Genomic DNA, 19,101 nt, shown 5'->3' on the forward strand with positions numbered 1-19,101 from the left:
CGCTTCGCACCCGTATCAAGCGACTGGCGCGCAAAACAATTTGTTTCTCTCGTTCCATCGAGATCCACGAAAAAGTCATCGGTGCCTTCATCGAGAGGCATATGTTCTACTAATTGGAGTCATCACCGTATATTTTTATCGTTTAATACTGTTATTTATAAGTCAACGCGTTTTCAAAGAGTTAAGCAAAGAAATTTAACAAATCAAAATGATAAGCATGTCCTGGTAGATAAGTTTTAAGCGTTTTTGGGCTTTGTTGAATAATAGGTAATCATTCTGTTTTGTCTGCACTGTTTTGGTAGAAAACGCTGATGCCAGACAGAACACCGTCATACGCAAGCATGTAACGCATTGATTTTATGTTATCTGAAACAACCGTTTTCATAGTACCACAGCATAAAATCCATTTATTCAACAAAGCCGCGTTTTTGATTTATATCGATGAACTTCTTCTAATAATTTATCTTTCGGATAAATTTATGGCATTCTGAATCGAATAGATAATATCTTTTTAGAATGTAGTGCTAAAAATAATATTCTGGATAGCGATTGTGAAAATTTTAGTTACGGGTGGTGCAGGATTTATTGGTTCGGCCGTCGTTCGACATATCATTAATAACACGCAAGATCAGGTGGTAAATGTTGATAAACTGACCTATGCAGGTAATCTTGAATCCCTCAAAGAAATCGAAAGTGATCAACGCTATACATTTGAGCAAGCTGATATATGCGATGCCGATGCACTGAAAAATATTTTTCAACGTCATCAGCCTGATGCGATAATGCATTTAGCAGCCGAAAGTCATGTAGATCGTTCAATCACAGGGCCAGCCACGTTCATTCAAACCAATATTGTTGGAACGTACACGTTACTTGAAGCGACAAGACAATACTGGCTCAAGCTTGATTCAGTGAGAAAACAAAACTTTAGATTCCATCATATCTCTACGGACGAAGTTTATGGAGATTTGCCGCATCCAGACGATATAGACGGAAGCGCTGAGTTACCTCTTTTTACAGAAGATACAGGTTATGAGCCCAGCAGCCCTTACTCTGCCTCAAAAGCTTCTAGTGACCATTTGGTAAGAGCCTGGTGCCGCACCTATGGACTACCCGTACTTATCACCAATTGCTCAAACAATTACGGTCCTTATCATTTCCCTGAAAAACTTATCCCACTCGTTATATTAAATGCGCTTGAAGGTAAACCTCTACCCATATATGGCAAGGGAGATCAAATTCGCGATTGGCTATATGTCGAAGACCATGCCAGAGCTCTTCTGACAGTTGTTAAAACAGGCAAGGTGGGAGAAACGTATAATATCGGTGGGCACAATGAGAAAAAAAACCTCGATGTTGTTTACACGATTTGTCATATTTTAGATGAAATCGCCCCTAAAGAAACCTCATATAGCGAACTCATTACTTATGTTGAAGATCGCCCTGGCCACGATCGTCGCTACGCTATTGATTCTGGAAAAATTGCTCGTGAATTAGGATGGAAGCCGCAGGAAACATTTGAGAGCGGAATTAAAAAAACCGTTATCTGGTATATCGCTAACCAAGAATGGTGTAAAAGAGTACAGGATGGTAGTTATCAGCGTGAACGTCTAGGATTAAATTAATATGAAAGGCATTATTCTTGCAGGTGGTTCCGGCACCAGACTTTACCCATTAACATTAGGCGTATCTAAGCAACTGTTACCTATTTATGATAAGCCAATGATTTATTATCCGCTTTCCGTACTTATGCTTGCAGGAATAAAGGATGTCTTGATCATTACAACCCCGGAAGATCAGGCTAGTTTCAAAAGAATATTGAACGACGGCAGTCAGTTTGGAATTAATTTGGCCTACAAAGTACAGCCTAATCCAGATGGGCTTGCCCAAGCATTTATTATCGGTGAAGAATTCATTGCTAATGACTCTGTATGTCTTGTTCTTGGAGATAACATTTTCTTTGGACAAGGTTTTAGTCCTAAACTTAAAAAAGTTGTTGAAAATAATAAGGGGGCAACAGTCTTTGGATATCAGGTTATGGATCCTGAACGTTTTGGTGTGGTTGAGTTCGACGATCACAACCGGGCATTGTCAATAGAAGAAAAACCAAATAAGCCTAAATCAAATTGGGCTGTAACAGGGCTCTATTTTTACGATAATAAAGTTATCGATATTGCTAAAAAAATTGTCCCATCGAGTCGGGGCGAGTTGGAAATTACATCAATAAATGAAAAATACCTGGAGATGAAGGAGCTTCATGTTGAACAACTCGGTAGGGGCTTTGCCTGGCTTGATACTGGTACACACGACAGTCTTATTGAAGCAGGAAGCTTTGTAGAAACGGTCCAGAAAAGACAAGGTATGATGGTTGCTTGTCCAGAAGAAATAGCCTGGCGAAACGGTTGGCTAACGAACGAAGAATTGAAAGAACGCGGTGAGTCACTTAGTAAAAACCACTATGGCAAATATTTAATTAAGTTAGTAGAGACGTCAAAAAATGAAAGTTGAACTATTACCTCTTCAAATTCATGGCGATGAACGAGGCTCATTAGTGTCTTTAGAAAGAGATACAAATATACCATTTGAAATCAGGCGAGTGTATTATATTGTCAACACAAAGAAGGGTGTAACGCGTGGATATCATGCACATAAAGAATTAAAGCAGGTTGCAATAGCTTTAAAAGGTTCATGCGAATTCTTGCTTGATGATGGTAAGGAAAGAGTCAAAATTTTTTTAAACAACCCATCTCAAGGATTACTTATCGATTCTTGCATTTGGCGTGAAATTAGTAACTTTTCGGAAGACTGCGTTTTATTAATATTAGCAAGCCATGAATATGATGAATCAGATTATATTCGGGATTATAATTATTTTATTGATGTGATGAAAAAATGAAAATCATTATCGCAGGAAAAAATAACATTGCTATAAGCGTCACTGAATGGTTAATTAACTATGATAAAAAAATAGAAGTATTTGTTTTATTTAATCAAAATGATCAAGGTGAAAATGGTTTTCAACGTTCGTTTAAAAAGTATTGCCATGAAAAGAAGTTGCAAGAAATTAGCCTGAATGATGCGTATAGAATGGAAGGTGCAATATTTTTATCGCTTGAATATGATAAGATAATTGCACCCGAAAAGTTTTCTCACGATAAAGTTTTTAATATCCATTTTTCATTATTACCTCAATATAAGGGCATGTATACTTCAGCATGGCCGATATTAAATGGCGAAGAAAAAAGTGGGGTGACGTTACATTGTATAGATAGTGGAATAGATACAGGTGATATTATTGATCAGATATCATTTCAACTTGAAGAAAACGAAACTGCGAAAAGCTTATATTTAAAATATATCAGATTCGGTACTGAATTAGTTATAAAAAACCTACCAAGTTTGATTGCTGGGAACTTTGTAAAATCCAAACAAAGTGCAAAAAAATCAACTTATTACTCTAAAAAAAGCATAAACTATAATCAATTAAATATTGATTATAACCAGACTGCGGAAAAAATATTACAGCAAGTCAGAGCTTATTCTTTTCGAGATTATCAGTTACCTTCTGTGCAAGGAAGTATGGTTTTTCATGGGAAAATACTTGATAAAAAAACAAATGAAAAGCCAGGTAGGATTATATTTGAGGATGATTCGCAAATAATATTGTCTACTATTGATTATGATTTAAATTTATTTAAAGATAATCTTGAAGATTTTTTAAACTTATGCCGTGAAGGGAATGTTAAGGCTATAAGTAACCATTCAAACAAGATGATTTATATTAATGAGAAAAACGAACAAGGTTGGAGTCCGGTTATTGTAGCTGCATACTACGGGCGTATTGACATGATTGAGAAACTAGTTGAGTTAGGTGCGAATATAAACGATACCAATAATAATGGCACTACAGTTGCTATGTATTACAAGAGTTATATGTCAAAAAGTAAAGATTATTCTGGTTTCAAGAGATTGTTTGCGCTGGGCGCTGATTTATCGTTGAAGGACTTTAATGGTCTGACAGTAATTGATTACCTGGAAAAAGGTAATGATAGAGAAACATTGAATTTTATTAAAGGTTACTATAATGATTGATTTTTTAAATCTCAAACAGATAAATGCTCAGTACGAAGCGGAACTATTAGAGGCAGCAACCAGAGTTATTAAATCCGGATTTTATATCACAGGGGATGAACTAAAAGCATTTGAAAATAATTTCAGTTCTTATTGTGGTACAAAATATGCAATAGGTGTTGCTAATGGGTTGGATGCTCTTGTTTTAGTAATGAGGGCGTGGAAATTATTAGGGGTCATTAACGATGGTGATGAGGTGATTGTACCTGCTAATACATACATTGCATCAATACTTGCTATAACGGCTAATAATTTAGTTCCTGTCTTAGTTGAACCTAATCCTGAAACTTTCAATCTCGATGTAGAGGTGCTTAGCAAACATATTACTCATCGAACTAAAATAATATTACCTGTTCATCTTTACGGTCAGATTTCACCGATGGATGAAATTTGTAAATTTGCTAAGGAAAAGGGATTGCTTGTACTAGAAGATTCAGCACAGGCGCATGGCGCTTCGATCAAAGGGGTCAAAGCAGGTAATTTTGGAGATGCGGGTTGTTTCAGTTTCTATCCAGGTAAGAACTTGGGTGCCTTAGGCGATGCGGGTGCCATTACAACAAATAATGTAGACTTGGCAGAAACTTTGATAGCTTTAAGAAATTATGGCTCACACAAAAAGTATGAAAACCTGTACCAGGGTGTTAATAGCAGGTTAGATGAAATACAGGCCGCTTTTTTAAATGTTAAGATAAAATATATCGATGCTGAGATTAATAAAAGAAGAACGATTGCAAAAAGATACAGATCAGAAATAAAAAACGGTTTAGTTACATTACCTCAAGTAACATCTGAAGAAAATCATGTCTGGCATTTGTTTGTTATTAAAACTGACTATAGAGAAGAATTACAAAAATGGTTGTATAGAAATAATATACAAACACTAATACACTATCCTATCCCCCCTCACAAACAAAAAGCCTATAAAGAATTTAATAACCTTAATTTGCCGATTACTAAAATGTTGCACAAGAACGTACTCTCTATTCCTATTGGTCCAACGCAAACGCTGGAAGAAACTTCTAAAATAATAGATGCTTTAAATGGCTTCAAAGGATGAAGAAATTTTTTTCTGTTACGATTTTTACAGCTCTCCTGACTTTTTTGCGGATGGGATGCGGTTTAGTAATCGGTAAATTCGTAGCCATATATACGGGGCCAACGGGGTTGGCCTTGTTAGGACAATTACAAACGATAGCAAATATTTTAAATGGTATCGCTAATGCTCCTGCTGGAAATGGTATTGTAAGGTATACTGCCGAGCATTCAGAGTCAGGGCATGAGAACTGTGCTTATTGGTGGAGAGCCTGTTCAAGATGGATAATAATTTTGTGTGGGATAATGATTCCATTGGTCTGTGTAACGTCGCCCTTACTCTCTTACTTGCTTATAGGTAATAAAGAACAATATCCTTATATTATTATTATCGCATTAACGCTGCCTGTGGCAGCATATGGAACAATGATTGTTTCAATATTAAATGGGTATCAAAGTTATAAGTATTATGTATTAACAGGCATTATATCTGTACTGATAAGCGCACTCATTATGATTTTGCTCACAAGATATCTTGGCATCAGAGGGGCACTTTACGCTGCGTCTTTTCAAGCTGCGATAATTGGAATTGTTACAATTGCTTTATGTATAAAAAAAACATGGTTCAAAATCGTTTACTTTTATGGACAAGTTACTACTAAATACATGTATGACATTAGAAGCTATATAATAATGACTATAGCGAGTGCGCTTTCAATGCCTTTGGCGTTAATCATAATACGCCGTCTTATCGCTAATAATTGTGGATGGGATGTTACGGGGCAATGGCAAGCAGTTTGGAAAATATCTGAGGCCTATCTTGCTGTAATCACACTTGCGCTTTCAACATATTACTTACCACACCTGTCAAAAATAAAAGATAATGTGGAATTAAAGAAAGAAGTATTTTCTGCGTTTAAAGTTATTATTCCTGTAACCATGCTTTTATCTATAGGTATGTATTTATGTCGTGACAATATTATTAACCTTTTGTTTGATAGTAAATTTTCTCAGGCGCGAAGTTTTTTTCTGGTACAACTCATTGGTGATGTTATTAAAATTGCATCATGGTTAATCGCTTTTCCTATGTTAGCAAGAGGAAAAGTAAAATGGTTTGTTTATAGCGAAATTATTTTTGCGCTTAACTTCATTTTTCTAGGGGGGGTATATATTCATTTTTATGGTGCTCATGGAGCTAATTATGCATATTTAACAAATTATGTGATGTATTTTATAACAATTTTTCTATTTTTTGATAAGATTATCGAAAAGTAATCTTTAAATTAATTTTAAAAAATCTCATTTTCATTGTGGCGACATTTCAGATTTTCATTGGAGTTAATCATAAACTATGAGTAATAAGAAACCTATAACTGTCATAGTTTTATCATACAATTCAGAAAGTACGATAGTTGAAACTTTTGATAGTATTTTAAGTCAAAGTTTCGGTCCTGAAAATATTAATTTGATCATATCTGATGATGGATCTCAAGATAAAAGTAAACTTATTATAAATAAGTGGTTAGAAAAAAACGGGGAATATTTCAACAAAGTTGTTAGAAATTTTAATGCAGAAAACTTAGGGATAGTTAAAAATTTTAATAGTGCACTTTTATTAGTTGAAACAGAATGGATGAAATTGATTGCCGGTGACGATATATTATTGCCACATTGCTTGGCTGTTAATCATGAATTAATTAAAAAAAATAATAATAAAGTTTTCTTCTCTAAAATGAAAGCGTTTAAAAAAATAGATAATGAAAATATTTACTTTAACGAGCTACCAGATAAGAAACAACAATTGGTACTTAGCCAAGACTTAAAAAAACAACAGCTTTATCTCAGAACTGAAAATTTCTCAGTAGCTCCGACGACATTTATTCATATGGACGTGATTAGAGAGGTTGGCTACCTTGACGAAAATTATTTTTTACTCGATGACTATCCTCTGTGGGTTAAATTATCTTTAAAGGGTTTTTCTTTTAATTTTATTGATGATGTAACTGTATTATATAGAATAGGAGAGTCTGCTAGTAATACTTCAAAGCAAATTATTAATAAATTAATCATGATCGATCTTATTAAATTTGAATTGGCTAAATGCGAAATATATAAAGATAATAAGATTAATAAAATAAGAAGTTTAGTATGGGCTAAAGTATACCCTTCTCTTGTGAATTTCTTTGGAAATAAAAAAAACGTGGTTTCAAAAACGACAATAATAACTTTTAATTTTATTTTCAAAGTCGGTTATTTACGGAATAAATTATTTAGTTAATAAATTGATCTATAATCGAGAATAATTAATGCATTTACGCAGTGGAAAGTTCACTATTTTGATGTCAGTTTACCATCAAGATAATTATAAATTCCTCAACGCCGCATTTGAGTCTATTAAAAATAACACTTTGTTACCAGATGAAATAGTGCTCGTTGAGGATGGGCCTTTGTCAAAAGATTTAACAGAGACCATTAATCATTGGGAAAAAAAACTAAACTTTAAAATAGTTAAACTTAAGAAAAATGTCGGTTTAGGTAAAGCCCTTAATGCAGGTTTAGAATTATGTAATAATGAACTTGTCATTCGGGCCGATGCTGATGATATCAACAGGACTACGAGATTTGAACGTCAAGTTGATTTTATGTTCAAAAATCCTGAGGTGGGAATTTCAAGTGCCTGGATTCAAGAATTTGAGGAGATGCCTTGTGACAGAGGTTTTGTAAGAAAAGTGCCCGCAAAAGAAGGACTTAATCATTTTTCAAAACGTTATTGCCCGTTTAATCACCCAGCTGTTATTTTTAGGAAAAGCCTAATTCTGAGGCATGGTGGTTATGGAAACGAATTTCTGTACGAAGACTATGCTCTTTGGATGAAACTTTTACATTCAAACGTAATAGGTGATAATCTACAAGAAGTCTTGGTGGATATGAGATTTACAGATCAAACATACTCGCGGCGCGGAGGATTTAAGTATTTTTTATCTGAAATAAAGAATCAATACCTTTTCTTCAAGAGAGATTATATAAACTTCTCTGATTTTTTTATTAATGTAGCATCACGCTCATTTGTAAGACTTATTCCTAATGAAATCAGGAAAATTATATACAAATATATATTAAGAAAAAAACATGATTAATGAACCGCACTCTAAACATGATATTGAAAAAAAAGAAAATATGTTTAAAAGAACAATAGGATTAACTTTATTAACAGTGTTCTTTCTTTACAATGTCAAGTTTGTATTTTTAGATGGTATTGGAAGTTTTTATATCGTAAGTTTGCCTTTTTTTTTGGCATTCCTGTCAAGTTATAAAAAAGAAAATTTTAAATTCAACACTAATTCTTTAAAAATATCTTGTGTTTGGATGTTTTTTCTTTTTTTTTCAATCCTGAAAAATATTGATAATTTTGACCCCTCCTTTTTTAAATTTATAATACTTATACCTTTTGTGTTAATGATTACTCCATACATAGTTGAAAAGATGAATGCCAGCCCCGGAGAAATTTTAAAAATAATAGGCCTGGCAACATTCTTAAATGCAATTGTCATGATTGTCATGTTTTTATCTATTGATATAAGAAATTTTTATTTGTCATTTTTACAATTGGAAGTAGTTGATGTACTTGGCAAAGATGCATTGAAAAATCTCTTATCTTTAAGATTAATCGGTATTAATGGCTTTTCAGCATATGCTACTGCATTTATTCAAATTACAGGTGCAATTCTTTATTATATCTATGTGACTGAATTTACAAAAACCGGAAAGTTAAAGTTAAGAAACTATCTCGTAATTTTCATCGTAATTATTAGCTCACTAATCGCAGCAAGAAGTTCAATAGCAGGAATAATTGCTTTAATGGCAATAATGTTATGCGATGCAAAAAATTATAAAAAAAATTGGTTTTATTTAGTGTTTTTTTTTGTAACCTTAACGCTTTTGTTCGGTCTCATTAGTGTATTGCTTCCTCCTAAAATAGCCAACTTTTTCACGGGATGGGCTCTGGAATTTTTTAATTCAGGGTTAAAATCAGGCTCGCTACAAAAAAATCTAGAAATGTATGTTTATAGCTTAAGTGATTTCACTATATTAGGTGACGGAAGATTAACTAATGGAATTGGTGGTTACTATAAAGAAACAGATGTAGGTTATTTCAGGCTATTATTTTCTTCTGGCATTTTAGGTTGCTTACTGATGTTAGCTACACTGTTTGTTGTTTTGAACCCTTTCAAACTAAGAAAAATAAAAAATAGTTTTTATCTTTTTGTTAATTTAATGTTGAGTATCATATTTATGTTTAAAGGATTCATAATCTATGATGCTTTCATATGTTTCTTTATGTACTTAAGTCTTAATTTAACACTCACCCAAAAAGAAATAAACGATAGTAGATGCGAGTAAATACAATTAAGGAAGAGAGTATGAAAGTTGTAGCCTGCTTAGGTGAGACATTTATTAAGTTTAATGGAGCATATTACTCTGATTCTGGAAATGCTCTTTTTTTACAGAAAGTATTTGGCATTGATAATGTTATTATATTTTCTGCTGCAACCCAAAATGAAAATGCTCAAATAGATATTTCCGGAATGACTTCCGTTATCGATGCTGCGAATTTTGTAGAAGCCCCAGTTCCAGAAAACTGCACAACTAAGATTTTCTATAAAAAAAGTTTTTTGAATTTTGGTTTTTACACAAGATTTGCCAAGAGCTGTGATAGTCTTATTGAAGCTAATCCGGATGCTATTTTTTGGGCAAGAACACCTTCCCCTTTAGGAATATCATTTTCAAATAGAGTACTACGTAAAAAGAAAAAATTACTACATCATGTGTGTGGTGATGCAAGACTAACATGGAAAGATCAGAAATACTCTGGATTAAATAAGTGTTTGGCTTTTGTTTTTTCTTTCGTCGTAACACAGCAAACATTAAAAATAAGCAAAAATACGAATGCATATAATTTGACATCAGGTAGTTTACTTTTTGAATATATTAATAAGGTCGCAAATGGAAGGACAAGCCAATTTGTCGATATCGCTTTAGAGAGATATACGGCTATACCCACATCTGAAAATAAAGTACTTTTAAATCAGAAAAAATTGGTGCTTTTTGTTGGCCGAATAGTTAAAGATAAGGGTGTTTTTGAACTTATTGAGGCAATTAAAAGCTTTGATGACTTTAAGGTGCGAATTGTGGGCGATGGACCCGATCTCAAAGATGCAATAGCTTTAGTCGAAAAAAACAATATTCAACATAAAGTTGAGTTTACAGGTGCTATTAATAATAAAGATTTGAAAAAGCATTATCTTGATGCTTATGTAGTTACTATGCTCTCAAAAACAAATGAAGGTTTTCCGCGTGTTATTATGGAAGCATGGAATTATCATAAACCTGTAATGTCTACCAGCGTAGGAGGTGTTTCTGCATTTATCCAAAATGGTGTAAATGCGGTTGTTATTCGTCCCGGCTCGATTTCAGATATTATTAATGGCTTGAAATATATCAATGATACAAATAACTACTCTAAACTAATTGAAGGTTCAAAGCAGATGTCAGTGTTTAGTAATATCGATTACTGGCGAAATTTTTTACAAGGCATTATCAAAAAAATAGCAGGTTAACATGGCAATATTGATAACGGGCGGATGCGGCTATATCGGTTCGCATACCGTTTTAACATTGATGAACGCTGATTACGATGTTGTTGTTTTGGATGATTTTTCAAACTCCTCAAGACACGTTATCTCAAGGCTCGAGGCCTTGAGTGGTAAGCAATTGGTTGTTTATGATGGAAGTGTCCTTAACTCACTTTTGTTGAAGGAGATTTTCACTAAACACAACGTGAGCGATGTGATTCACTTTGCTGGTTCTAAATCTGTAAATGAGTCTATCAAGGAACCATTGTATTATTATGAAAACAATGTTTCCGGTACACTTATTCTATTAAAAACTATGCTTCAGGCAAATGTTAAAAACATTATTTTTAGTTCATCTGCTACAGTTTATGGAAGTGTGGAAAAAATCCCTCTGACTGAAGATTGCTATGTAGGTAATACAACGAATCCTTATGGTTCATCCAAACTAATAGCAGAAAAAATATTGTCTGATATTTGTCTTTCAAACCAAGATTTTAATGCGACAATATTAAGGTATTTTAATCCAGTTGGTGCCCATGAGTCGGGGAAAATTGGAGAAAGTCCACGAGGTGTACCTAATAATTTGTTGCCATATATAACACAAGTAGCGATAGGGAAACTCCCTCTACTCAAAATTTATGGTTCAGACTATTCAACACCCGATGGTACTGGCGTCAGAGATTTTATACACGTAATGGATCTTGCTGAAGGTCATCTTGCGGCTCTAAAACATCGAAATAAGACCAAAAATTTAAATGTTTATAATCTAGGGACGGGTAGGGGATATTCTGTGCTCGAGCTAGTTAAAGCTTTTGAGAATATCTCCCGTATAAAAATCCCATATGAAATTGTGAGTAGGCGTCCCGGTGATATTGCAGAATGTTGGTCTGACTCTTCACTTGCTATGGCTGATTTGAACTGGTCAGCGAAGAGAAGTCTTGATGACATGATGCGAGACTCCTGGAATTGGCAAAAAAATAATCCAAACGGTTACGAATGAATCAATAACTTTCCTGAGAAATGTTCAATTGCATAATATAGCAATCATCGTTCATTCTGAACGTAGATATCTGTTACAGTAAAACACTGGCTTTGTTGAATAAATGGATTTTATGCTGTGGTACTATGAAAACGGTTGTTTCAGATAACATAAAATCAATGCGTTACATGCTTGCGTATGACGGTGTTCTGTCTGGCATCAGCGTTTTCTACCAAAACAGTGCAGACAAAACAGAATGATTACCTATTATTCAACAAAGCCTAAAACACTTTAATCACTTAATTCAGACAGGAGTAAAGCATGTCCAAGCAACAAATTGGCGTTGTAGGTATGGCAGTAATGGGCCGTAATTTGGCACTTAACATTGAGAGCCGTGGCTATACTGTTTCTGTCTTCAACCGTTCACGCGAAAAAACTGATGAAGTGATTGCAGAAAATCCTGGAAAAAAACTTAAACCTTTCTATTCAATCGAGGAATTTGTAGATTCTCTTGAAAAACCCCGGCGAATCCTTTTGATGGTGCAGGCAGGCGAGGCCACTGATAAAACAATCGCTTCCCTTACCCCCCATCTTGATAAAGGAGACATCCTCATTGACGGGGGTAATACTTTTTACAAAGATACGATTCGTCGCAACAAAGAGCTTTCTGAGAAAGGTTTTAATTTCATAGGAACTGGAGTGTCTGGTGGCGAAGAAGGTGCTTTGAAAGGCCCTTCAATCATGCCTGGCGGGCAGAAACATGCCTATGAAATGGTTGCCCCTATTCTTAATGAAATCGCGGCTCGCGCGGATGATGGTGATGCTTGTGTCACTTACGTAGGTCCTGATGGGGCTGGTCATTATGTTAAAATGGTTCATAATGGCATCGAATATGGCGATATGCAGTTAATTGCCGAAGCTTATGCTTTGCTAAAAGGCGCTCTTGGCCTCTCAAATGAAGAGTTGGCCAAAACTTTTAATGATTGGAATAATGGGGAGTTAAGTAGCTACCTCATTGACATTACAAAAGATATTTTTATAAAAAAAAATGATGAAGATAATTATCTAATTGATGTCATTCTAGATGAAGCTGCGAACAAAGGGACCGGTAAATGGACAAGTCAAAGTTCTCTTGATTTAGGGGAACCTCTTTCTTTAATTACTGAATCTGTATTCGCTCGCTACCTTTCCTCATTAAAAACACAGCGTGTTGCGGCATCGAAAGTCCTGAGCGGTCCAGTTAGCCAAACTTTCAATGGAGATAAGAGTGAGTTTATTGAAAAAGTACGCCGCGCCCTTTATCTTGGTAAGATTGTTTCTTATGCTCAAGGATTTTCGCAACTTAAAGCTGCTTCTGAACAGTATAACTGGGATTTGCAATATGGTGAAATCGCTAAAATTTTCCGTGCAGGTTGTATTATTCGGGCTCAATTCTTACAAAAAATCACCGATGCTTATGCTGAAGATTTCAATATTGCCAATTTATTGCTTGCTCCCTATTTCAAAAAAATTGCCGACGAATATCAACAAGCTTTACGTGATGTCGTAACTTACGGCGTACAGAGTGGTATACCCACACCTACTTTTTCAGCTGCTATTTCTTATTACGATAGCTATCGCTCTGCAGTTTTACCTGCTAACCTGATTCAGGCGCAGAGAGATTATTTTGGCGCACATACGTATAAGCGTATCGATAAAGAGGGTGTGTTTCACACTGAATGGCTTAATTAATTAAATTGGATGCTTTCCTGTTCACAGGAAAGCCTCCAATTTTAGCACTTTATTGCATTTATATCCTATTCACCTTGTTGGCAAATATACGTATGAATTTAGATGATGTTGTTAAAAGAAAAAACTCTCTACCTTCTAAAGAAAAAAGTAATCAGTATGATGAAAATGAAGTTTTAGCTATTTTTTGTAAGCTTTGGGATGGGAGGTGGGTTGTAATTATTTCAATGATTGTCGCATTAATTTTGGGGATCATATATTTAATGATTGCTCCTCAAAAATGGACATCAACAGCAACGGTGACACTGCCAAGTGCTGGACAGGTTGCTAATTATAATGCAACTCTGGCAGTTCTTTATAGTGACAACTCGCAGGATAAACCTTCAATTATTAATATTCAAAATCAACTTTTTGGTCGTTTTGGTGCTTCTATGAGCGCTTTATCTAGTTCTTTGCTTAATTTGGACGACCCATTGACCTTAAATGTTAAAACAATAGATGGTACGACCGATTCTTTAAATATTTCTTTTGTCGCATCCAGTGCTAAAAAAGCTCAGGAAGAACTGAGTAAATATATCAATCAGGTTAACTATGTTGTAGTTAAAGATTATGGTGATGACATAAAAAGAAGCGTAAATGTTAAAACCCGAGAGTTAAAAAATGTAATTAACACTTACAAGAAACTTGCTCAAGATAAAAAAGAACATCGTATTGAAGTAATTAATTATGCTTTAACTATCGCTAAAGATTCTAATATCAACAAGTTACAGGTCAATCAGGCTGATTTTCTTTCAGATGATACCTTTTACTTGTTAGGCAGTGACGCACTTAAAGCAATAGCAAACAATGAAAAAAGTAAACCACTTGAGTACGATAAAAAATATTACGAGTTACAGCGTGCTCTATTAGCTTTGACAGACTTAAAATTTGAAGTTGAAAACCTTCAATCTTATAGATACGTTTCTCCCGCAGATTTACCTTCACATCGTGGCAGCCCTAAAAAATCTATTATTATTATTTTGTCGCTGATTTTAGGGGCGATGATAGGTAGTATAATTGTATTGAACCGTAACGTGCTCACTGCTTTTCGTAAACATGATTAAATAACCAAATTACAGTCATGTTACTAACATGATAATTAATTTTAGGCACCCATGCTTTTTTAATTTTAGCTAGGTGCCTACTTAATGTTTTTTATTCGACTAATAACCTTCCAACTCTAACTGGATTTTTCCCTGCTAATGGCTTTGTTGAATAAATGGATTTTATGCTGTGGTACTATGAAAACGGTTGTTTCAGATAACATAAAGTCAATGCGTTACATGCTTGCGTATGACGGTGTTCTGTCTGGCATCAGCGTTTTCTACCAAAACAGTGCAGACAAAACAGAATGATTACCTATTATTCAACAAAGCCCGTTTTCTACCAAAACAGTGCAGACAAAACAGAATGATTACCTATTATTCAACAAAGCCTTTACGATGTAGAATCAGTCCTGAGACGGGCGAGTGAATATATTCGCAACCCGAAAGAGGAGTAGGGGGATTTTTTAATGGAGGGGATAGGGCGGAAGCCCCCTCAGTATGGCGCTGTTTAATTATGTTTACATCATTAAGTCTTGGCGTATACTCTGTTACGCTTAGCCCGTTGTCGTTTTCTTTAAGGTTGACTAGATCTTCACTACTACTGGAAACTGATACTAGTTCGTCCCCGCCAATTACTGGCGCTGCTACCTCAACAGAAACTGCAGCCTCACTGGCCGTGATATAATCTAATTCCTGTAAGGCGTTAATAATTGCATCTGCATCTCTTTCTGCCTGCTCTGGTGACACATCATGTAGTCCGCAGAGTTCAAGTGTCACAGGAAGTAGGCCGCGTGGCATTGGAAATTTATCGCCGAAACGTTCTGCTAATGTTAACCATGGTTCACAACAGGCTTCATCAAATGGTTCTCCTCCTGAGTTCTGTGCAAGTAGCTGAACCTCACTGCCTAACCAGCGCGCAAACGGTTCAATTTCCGACCATGCATGCGGTGTGGTATAGAGGTGAGGAACTGCTTCCCAATCGCAGTGCAGGTCGATCATTAAATCTGCCTGGCTTGCCATGCGCATCAGTGTGAAACGCTGTGCCTCCAGTTCCGTTTTAGGAACTGCATCACGGTAGTAACGATCTATTGCATCACGGATCAGTCGCTTGTTTTGAATTTCGTTTGGCGTTAAAACATTGGCCAATTCAGTGATCAATGTAGCACCTAGCGACGGAAATTTACGGTTAAAGTCTTTTCCGTTCTGAGTATGAAAACGTCCTAAATGGGTGCCGTGCCAATGCTGGCTGAGTGCAATGGGATTAGAAACAGGTATGAGTGTAAATGAAGATTTTAAACGTCCAGATGATTCCAACATTTGCAGACGTTTTTTCAAGAACCAGGCAACAGCCATGCCTGGGATTTCATCGCCATGCAATGCGGCCTGAATATAGACCTGCCGAGTATGATCCTCTCCAAAGTGGAAGCTAATAATTTCACGTTGGGTGCCGAGAGAGGCGCTTAACAAGGGGTGATGTTGCTGGTACATACCGTGTTAATATCCTTTTGTCGGTTCAGAACTAACATTATAGCTCTTATAATAAAAATTAAGTATAGTATCAAGGCTTTGTTGAATAATAGGTAATCATTCTGTTTTGTCTGCACTGTTTTGGTAGAAAACGCTGATGCCAGACAGAACACCGTCATACGCAAGCATGTAACGCATTGATTTTATGTTATCTGAAACAACCGTTTTCATAGTACCACAGCATAAAATCCATTTATTCAACAAAGCCTATCCAGTAATTAAATTTTGCATAATTCATCACTTTTTCTGCTTAACCTCGTTAAATTTTTTTTGATAGTCGACTTAAATTAGAATTGTTGCAAAATGCTTTTATGGCGTTCACCTTTGATGTTAAGCATGTGCTTGTTTCAATATTAATTGGTGAAAATTTAATTTTTATATGAGCTATACAATACTTATGTCTAAAACCATTAAAATTCTCTTCGTAGTTGAAAGACTTCGAGGACAGGGTGGCATGGAAAATGTTACTCGTATAGTTGTTGAGCAACTTAACAATACCAAATATTTCAATGCAGGACTTTTTATACTGGATTCTAAAGAACCTGTTACATCGGGCGACTGGAGCGATGGTATCCAATGGGCTGTTAGTAAATGTGTTACTCGCAATAAAAAAATCACGAATTTGGCTCATGTTATACGCTTGGCTATGTTTATTCGTAAACATAAAATAACGTACGTAGTTGCACTGAATACAATACCTTGCTTACTTGCTCGTAAAGCACTTAATCTAAGCCGACAGAAAGGGATACTTTATTCATGGATGCATTTGCCGCCTAAGCAACGTTATCGCCCTCATTATCTTTTAAAGGCTGATGAGCATTTAGCAATAAGTAACGAAATTAAACAACAACTAGTTGATCTAGGTGCTGGAGCGGAGCAGATTCATGTGATTTATAATCCTGTTGCATCAACCTCATCGTCTATCCGTCGTCCTTCAATAGCTCGGTTCCTTTTTATTGGAAGAATACATTTTGAAGATCAGAAACAATTAAAAGATCTGTTTGATGCTTTAAAAAATGTTAAAGGTCTATGGGCATTGGATGTCGTAGGTGATGGCTGTGATTTGGCTCTTTGTCAAACTTATTCTAAGCAGATAGGTATTTCTGAAAAGATTCATTGGCATGGTTGGCAAAAGTCTCCCTGGGATTATGTTCAAAATGTTATCCAGGAAGTTACTTGCCTGGTACTCACTTCAAATCATGAGGGGTTCCCATTAACACTTCTTGAAGCAATGTCTCGCGGTGTTTTCTGCATATCATCTGACTGTATAAGCGGACCTTCAGAGATAATTTCAGAAGGAGTCAACGGATTACTTTATAAAGTAAACGATGTTGCTCAATTAACTAACCTTTTACAGAAAATTGTAGATGGTTACGCTTTTCCTTCAACTGATATCGTTAAGGCGAGCGTAAAAAGTTTCTATTTGCCGTATTATATGGAAAGACTTGTAAAAATAATGAAGCGGGAAGAAGATAGTGCAAAACATTAATATTCAAAACTCATGTGGTAAGTTTAATTTTATAGTTAATCTTGTCTTCTTTATGCTGGTTTTTGCGTTATCAATTAGCTTGCTGGTTAATAGCATACCGCAGAAAGTTTTTTATCTGGCATCCTATTTGTGCATTTTCATTTTGATCTTTAAAGCCAAGGAATTATTGCGTGGAAAACTTTTTCAAAAAAACTTTGTACTTTTGATTTCTTCGTTTTTTATTTTTGGGCTTGTACGCATTTTTTGGGCGGAATTCATTTCTATTAAATATGAAGTTTTATCAGATGTGGCTTTAAGCATTTTGAATGACTATGCGTTAAGTGGAAAACGTTTCATATTAGGTGTTTTTATTATAACTGTTATGGCATGTTACAGTAATGAGATAAGCGAAAGATGTATTAAGTTATCCAAAATTGTATTATTCTTTGGTGCAGTAACAACACTTTTTTTTGGGATAAAAGAATATGAGTTGACGCACACTAGAATTTTCCTTACAGCTAACGCACCGTCAAGTACCGCCTATATGGTTATTTTTATGTATTGTTCATATTTATGGCTACCTATAAAAAAAGCAAATAAGAAGTGGCTGTTAGTCGATATGTTATTAATGATAAGCATTTTTTGTCTGGTTATCTTGAGTGGCACGCGCATTGCTTTTTTGGCTTATTTTTTTATCACTTTGTATCAAATAAATCGCCACTATGGCTTAATGAATATTCTTAAACCGATGAGAAATCGTTTAATTGCTTTGGTTGTTATTTCTGTAATTGCCTTCCTCTCTGGAAATCGCTGGGTTGAGGCTTTTAATAACATTAAGGAATATGACAAAAATAGTTCAACATCCGTTGGGGCACGAGTTGCTATCTGGGATAGTGGTCTGCATTTTTTTCCTGAGCATCTTGGTTTTACTTCTCCCGATGTACGTACAAAGTCAGCAAGAGAATATATTGCCCTCTACCACACAGGAAATGCTGAGGCTTATAAAAATGTACAGAGTAATATGCACAATGAATTTTTGGATGTCTCAACATTGCAAGGAATCGCTGGTTTAGCGTCACTGCTTTTTATTTATTACTCAGTATTAATGATTTGGATTAGTCGTAATGTATTAATGGGTATAGCTATGCCTGCAACAGCCTTATTTATCATGGGAATGACCGATACGGTGCTTTTTTTCCCGGCAACTGCAATGTTGTTTATCATTTCAACGGCATTATGCGTTGTTCGGTCTAAAAGTGATGTTTCTTTACCTTAAAAATAGGTTGAAATAGTGATGATAAATTTTATTTTGAAATCACTTAATGACGATTGCGGTGTTAAGTAAGCTAAATAACTGATCCTAATACCGCTACACTTTAGCCAGCCCATGTTTTCCCCCGGGGAATGGGCTGACGGTATTCATAAAGTGATGGACCTTTTTCAACAGTTGCCACATTGAACTGCACTGGTGATTTCGGGTTATTGTCTCATGAAGCGCCTGCCACAACCGTTCGACAT

The 19,101-nt window shown here is 35.3% G+C and carries 17 protein-coding genes and 1 pseudogene; 16 read left to right on the top strand and 2 right to left on the bottom strand.

What is annotated here, in order from left to right; genetic code table 11:
* The 14 genes from F7Q90_RS20905 to wzzB form a co-directional block, all read left to right on the top strand.
* On the top strand, window positions 1-113 hold a 113-nt coding region (locus F7Q90_RS20905), incomplete at its 5' end, for an IS1 family transposase (protein WP_249042829.1).
* Between the two features lie 438 nt (window positions 114-551).
* A complete protein-coding gene (gene rfbB / locus F7Q90_RS20910) occupies window positions 552-1,625 on the top strand; it encodes a dTDP-glucose 4,6-dehydratase (protein ID WP_006119852.1) in 1,074 nt (357 codons plus the stop codon).
* Between the two features lies 1 nt (window position 1,626).
* A complete protein-coding gene (gene rfbA, locus F7Q90_RS20915) occupies window positions 1,627-2,508 on the top strand; it encodes a glucose-1-phosphate thymidylyltransferase RfbA (protein WP_006119851.1) in 882 nt (293 codons plus the stop codon).
* Window positions 2,498-2,896 carry a sugar 3,4-ketoisomerase gene (locus tag F7Q90_RS20920; RefSeq protein WP_044242196.1) on the top strand — a complete coding sequence of 133 codons (399 nt, stop codon included), beginning with the start codon at window positions 2,498-2,500 and terminating at the stop codon, window positions 2,894-2,896. Before rfbA ends, F7Q90_RS20920 begins: the two co-directional genes overlap by 11 nt.
* On the top strand, window positions 2,893-4,092 hold the full coding sequence (locus F7Q90_RS20925; RefSeq protein ID WP_006119850.1) for a formyltransferase family protein: 1,200 nt from the start codon (window positions 2,893-2,895) through the stop codon (window positions 4,090-4,092). The genes F7Q90_RS20920 and F7Q90_RS20925 overlap by 4 nt, the downstream gene beginning before the upstream one ends.
* Entirely contained in the window at window positions 4,085-5,188 is a 1,104-nt protein-coding gene (locus tag F7Q90_RS20930; protein ID WP_006119849.1) for a DegT/DnrJ/EryC1/StrS family aminotransferase, read from the top strand. The genes F7Q90_RS20925 and F7Q90_RS20930 overlap by 8 nt, the downstream gene beginning before the upstream one ends.
* On the top strand, window positions 5,185-6,438 hold the full coding sequence (locus F7Q90_RS20935) for an O-antigen translocase (RefSeq protein WP_006119848.1): 1,254 nt from the start codon (window positions 5,185-5,187) through the stop codon (window positions 6,436-6,438). The genes F7Q90_RS20930 and F7Q90_RS20935 overlap by 4 nt, the downstream gene beginning before the upstream one ends.
* 76 nt (window positions 6,439-6,514) lie before the next feature.
* Window positions 6,515-7,441, top strand: a complete 927-nt coding sequence (locus tag F7Q90_RS20940) for a glycosyltransferase family 2 protein (RefSeq protein ID WP_006119847.1) — start codon at window positions 6,515-6,517, stop codon at window positions 7,439-7,441.
* Window positions 7,442-7,469: 28 nt separating this feature from the next.
* On the top strand, window positions 7,470-8,300 hold the full coding sequence (locus F7Q90_RS20945) for a glycosyltransferase (protein ID WP_006119846.1): 831 nt from the start codon (window positions 7,470-7,472) through the stop codon (window positions 8,298-8,300).
* Window positions 8,293-9,564: a hypothetical protein gene (locus F7Q90_RS20950; RefSeq protein WP_151161059.1), complete on the top strand. Its 1,272-nt coding sequence runs from the start codon at window positions 8,293-8,295 to the stop codon at window positions 9,562-9,564. The genes F7Q90_RS20945 and F7Q90_RS20950 overlap by 8 nt, the downstream gene beginning before the upstream one ends.
* A gap of 20 nt (window positions 9,565-9,584) precedes the next feature.
* Window positions 9,585-10,781, top strand: a complete 1,197-nt coding sequence (locus tag F7Q90_RS20955) for a glycosyltransferase (protein ID WP_006119844.1) — start codon at window positions 9,585-9,587, stop codon at window positions 10,779-10,781.
* Between the two features lies 1 nt (window position 10,782).
* Entirely contained in the window at window positions 10,783-11,796 is a 1,014-nt protein-coding gene (gene galE, locus F7Q90_RS20960) for a UDP-glucose 4-epimerase GalE (RefSeq protein ID WP_006119843.1), read from the top strand.
* 300 nt (window positions 11,797-12,096) lie between these two features.
* Window positions 12,097-13,506: an NADP-dependent phosphogluconate dehydrogenase gene (gene gndA / locus F7Q90_RS20965; protein WP_006119842.1), complete on the top strand. Its 1,410-nt coding sequence runs from the start codon at window positions 12,097-12,099 to the stop codon at window positions 13,504-13,506.
* A gap of 92 nt (window positions 13,507-13,598) precedes the next feature.
* Window positions 13,599-14,606 carry an LPS O-antigen chain length determinant protein WzzB gene (gene wzzB / locus F7Q90_RS20970; protein WP_044242220.1) on the top strand — a complete coding sequence of 336 codons (1,008 nt, stop codon included), beginning with the start codon at window positions 13,599-13,601 and terminating at the stop codon, window positions 14,604-14,606.
* Window positions 14,607-14,963: 357 nt separating this feature from the next.
* On the opposite strand, the gene F7Q90_RS20975 is transcribed toward wzzB, so the two are convergent.
* Window positions 14,964-16,076 carry a succinylglutamate desuccinylase/aspartoacylase family protein gene (locus F7Q90_RS20975; protein ID WP_006119840.1) on the bottom strand — a complete coding sequence of 371 codons (1,113 nt, stop codon included), beginning with the start codon at window positions 16,074-16,076 and terminating at the stop codon, window positions 14,964-14,966.
* 493 nt (window positions 16,077-16,569) lie between these two features.
* On the opposite strand from F7Q90_RS20975, the gene F7Q90_RS20980 reads away from it, so the two are divergent.
* Together F7Q90_RS20980 and F7Q90_RS20985 are read left to right on the top strand one after the other, a co-directional pair.
* Window positions 16,570-17,604: a glycosyltransferase gene (locus F7Q90_RS20980; RefSeq protein WP_006119839.1), complete on the top strand. Its 1,035-nt coding sequence runs from the start codon at window positions 16,570-16,572 to the stop codon at window positions 17,602-17,604.
* Complete coding sequence (locus F7Q90_RS20985; RefSeq protein WP_006119838.1) at window positions 17,591-18,859, top strand: O-antigen ligase family protein; 1,269 nt, start codon at window positions 17,591-17,593, stop codon at window positions 18,857-18,859. The genes F7Q90_RS20980 and F7Q90_RS20985 overlap by 14 nt, the downstream gene beginning before the upstream one ends.
* 93 nt (window positions 18,860-18,952) lie before the next feature.
* On the opposite strand, the pseudogene F7Q90_RS20990 reads toward F7Q90_RS20985, so the two are convergent.
* Window positions 18,953-19,101: pseudogene (locus tag F7Q90_RS20990) on the bottom strand (IS630 family transposase); the annotation flags it as partial.

Source organism: Pantoea stewartii subsp. stewartii, assembly GCF_008801695.1.
In the GTDB taxonomy this organism is placed as follows: domain Bacteria; phylum Pseudomonadota; class Gammaproteobacteria; order Enterobacterales; family Enterobacteriaceae; genus Pantoea; species Pantoea stewartii.